Source organism: Indiicoccus explosivorum, from assembly GCF_002167005.1.
In the GTDB taxonomy this organism is placed as follows: Bacteria; Bacillota; Bacilli; order Bacillales_A; family Planococcaceae; genus Indiicoccus; species Indiicoccus explosivorum.
Map to the genome: position 1 here is coordinate 1 of NZ_NHTN01000081.1, position 3263 is coordinate 3263.

Here is a 3263-nt window from a genome sequence, read left to right on the forward strand (position 1 = left end):
GCACCGGCCGCCTAACAAAATCAGAAAAAAACCTTGTGCATGCTGCACAAGGCTTCAGGTTCAGTCCATCATTTCCGCGATGTAGCTGTAAGAACGGAGACGTTCTTCGTGATGGAAGACCGCAGAGTTCACAATCACTTCATCAGCTGCTGTCTTTTCAATGAAAGCACTGAGTTTGCCCCGGACTTGATCCGGAGTGCCGAACATATTCGCTTCGGATGCCAGCGTCTGTTCGAAAATGGCTCTTTCGCGGTCTGTCCAGGCTTCCGCCACATTTTCGACCGGCGGCTGGAACGGCATCGGCATGCCGCGCATGAGCGCGAACATCTGCTGCTGCTGGGACGTCGCAAGCACGCGCGCACGTTCTTCCGTATCGGCGGCTATCACGTTCACACCGACCATCGCGTAAGGTTCGTCCAGCACCTCTGATGGCCGGAAATTCTGCCGGTAAAGCTGCAGTGCCTGCATGGTGTAATCGGGGGAGAAATGGCTGGCGAATGCGAATGGCAATCCTTTGACAGCCGCCAACTGCGCACTGAAGCCACTTGAGCCGAGCAGCCAGATCGGCACGTCCTGCCCCTCGCCCGGAAAAGCGCGGACGCGCTCCGTCCCTCTGAAATACCCTTCCAGTTCTTCCACCTGTTCCGGAAATTGCTCCGCACTGCTGTGGAGGGTCCGCCGCAGCGCATAAGCCGTCGCCTGATCACTTCCCGGCGCCCGTCCGAGGCCGAGATCGATGCGTCCCGGATACATGGCTTCCAGTGTCCCGAACTGTTCCGCGATGACGAGCGGCGCGTGGTTCGGCAGCATGATTCCGCCGGCGCCGACACGGATGGATTCTGTCGCGCCCGCGATGTGGCCGATCAGGACTGCTGTCGCAGAACTGGCGATACCCGGCATGTTATGGTGCTCCGCCACCCAATATCGCCGGAACCCCAGCTTTTCCGTATGCCGGGCAAGTTCCACACTCCGCTTGAATGACTCATCCGCACCGCTTCCTTCATTGATTGCCGCCAGATCGAGCACTGACAGCGGTGTATGTTTAAATCGCTTTTCCTTCAATGGTCTCACGTCCTTTATTTGTTTCATCGGGAAAACAGGCATCCGTTTCCCGCTTCTCAGTTCCAAAAACGCATTAAAATATAGACGGCGGACGGAATAGCTCCAGCGCCGAAAATCGCACTGAGGGTCATGGCGACAGACCCCATCGACAGCGGCCGGTCCCCCGACTCGGCCGCTTTTGTCAAGCCGATCCCATGGGACGCGCTGCCGAGTGCGAGGCCGACGGCGGTTTCACTTTTCACGCCAGCCAGCTTCAATACCGCCGGACCGATGACGGCACCCGTGAACCCTGCTGTCATAACGAAAGCGACGGTCATCGAAGGGATGCCGCCGATCGCCGCGCTCACGCCGATTGCAACAGGAGTCGTGATCGACTTCGGCAGCATTGACAGCAGAATTTCGTGCCCGGTATCTGTAAGCCGGGCGAACAGCCAGATGGTGATGAGTCCGGCTGCGAGGCTTACCGCCACCCCTGACAGCACCGCTTTCCAATGCCTCAGCAGCAGCATGCGCTGCGTATACAGCGGATAAGCGAGGGCCACGACTGCCGGCCCCAGCAATTCATCGATCCACTTTCCGCCCAGCATGTAAACAGCATACGGCACGTTAAGCATCACGAGCGCAAGGACCAGGATGAGGCACGTCGTCAGCACTGGGTGGAACAGCGGCAGCGGAAATTTTTCATACAGCCGGCTGCTTATCCGGTAAGCGAACAGCGTCCCCGCTACAGAAACTAAAGCGGCTATGAGCTCCATCACCCTTCACCTTCCGCTTCACCGGAATGCCGTTCAAGCAACTGGCCGGTCCAGCCGGCTGAAATCAATGAAATGCACGTACTGACCAGCACCATGACAATCAGCAGCGCACCTCTTGAAGATAAAAACTCCGGATATTCGATAATCCCCACCGTCGCCGGGACGAAAAAAAGAGGCAGGAACAGCAGCATCGCCTTCGCTCCGTCCTCGATCAGGCTGATCGGCACGACTTTCGTTAACAGTCCCGTCAGGAGCAGGAGCAGCCCGACCACGCTTCCGGGGATGATCAGGCCGAAAAATGCCACGACCGCTTCGCCGAGCAGAAAAAACAAATACAGGACCGCCACTTGCATAACGATACGGAATCCTTTTCTTACATCCATACTCCTGTCCCCTCCGTTAAACTACCTGCCATTTTACGCTTCTGCCATTTTGCTGTCCATTGAGAAAAACTTCATGGAAAATCTGCATATTCACTTGTAAATAGGGTAAAGAATGAAGATGACTACCCAATTGAGAGGAATTGAAACTATGACGAATGCTTATTATGTTGGAGATTCAGTCACAACCTTCAGGAATTTTGACGAAGCAGCCGAGAATATTCTCCATATGATGAGCCAATTTATCGACATCAACACCTTGTTTATTGCCAAAAATGACAAGCGGACGAATAAAATCATGAAAGCCTTGAACAAAGATGAAGTTTTAGTGGATGCGGGAGAAGCTTTGCCCCTTGAAGAAACGCTCTGCAAAGTGAGCATTGAAGCGGGGAAGCAAGTGGTCATCATCCCGGACATCAATAGCAGTGAGCTGACCATGTCGCTGAATGTCACAAGAGAACTCGGCGGCGGCTGTTTTGTCGGCATCCCGATCTATTACGACAACGGGGAAAACTATGGGACCATCTGCGGGCTCGATACAGAGCCGTTCGAGTTCACCGAGAAACACGTCGAACTGTTCGAGACGATGGCATCCTTGCTGGCTTATGTTCTGGAGCTTGACGAAGCTTACCAGCAGATCCAGAATCTCTCGGCCCCGTTCGTACCGATTACGGAAGGGATTGCGGTTCTTCCGATTATCGGAGCCATCAACGAAGATCGGGCGGAGCAGATCATTTTGCTCGCGCTGTCGAAAAGTCAGCAAATGGAACTCAGCCACTTGATCATTGACTTGTCGGGTATTTCGCAAATTAACCAACTCGTTGTCGCATCGCTGCTGCGCATCGTGAAGATGCTGGAACTCGTCGGAGTCACGCCGATCCTAACCGGATTCCAGCCGCAAATCGCCATGAAGGCCATTGAAGTAAGCGAAGACTTGCAGCATATTCAGACGGAAGCGAACTTGGAGCGCGCACTTCATAACATCGGCGTCGTTATGCAGAAACAGTGAAAAAAAGCAGTCCGGGCATATGCCCGGACTGCTTTTTTTCACTGTTTCTGCATAACG

At 54.3% G+C, this 3263-nt stretch carries 4 protein-coding genes; 1 reads left to right on the forward strand and 3 read right to left on the reverse strand.

The window, feature by feature from the left end:
- Positions 1-60: 60 nt before the first annotated feature.
- The 3 genes from CCE92_RS15620 to CCE92_RS15630 are packed head-to-tail and all read right to left on the reverse strand — an operon-like array spanning position 61 to position 2200.
- A complete protein-coding gene (locus tag CCE92_RS15620) occupies positions 61-1089 on the reverse strand; it encodes an LLM class flavin-dependent oxidoreductase (RefSeq protein WP_088009625.1) in 1029 nt (342 codons plus the stop codon).
- A gap of 29 nt (positions 1090-1118) precedes the next feature.
- Positions 1119-1817, reverse strand: coding sequence for an LrgB family protein (locus CCE92_RS15625; RefSeq protein ID WP_088009619.1), 699 nt, complete (start codon positions 1815-1817; stop codon positions 1119-1121).
- Positions 1817-2200 carry a CidA/LrgA family protein gene (locus tag CCE92_RS15630; RefSeq protein ID WP_088009621.1) on the reverse strand — a complete coding sequence of 128 codons (384 nt, stop codon included), beginning with the start codon at positions 2198-2200 and terminating at the stop codon, positions 1817-1819. The genes CCE92_RS15625 and CCE92_RS15630 overlap by 1 nt, the downstream gene beginning before the upstream one ends.
- Positions 2201-2348: 148 nt before the next feature.
- Between CCE92_RS15630 and CCE92_RS15635 the strand changes: the two genes are divergently transcribed.
- Entirely contained in the window at positions 2349-3206 is an 858-nt protein-coding gene (locus CCE92_RS15635) for an STAS domain-containing protein (RefSeq protein WP_088009623.1), read from the forward strand.
- Positions 3207-3263 lie beyond the last annotated feature (57 nt).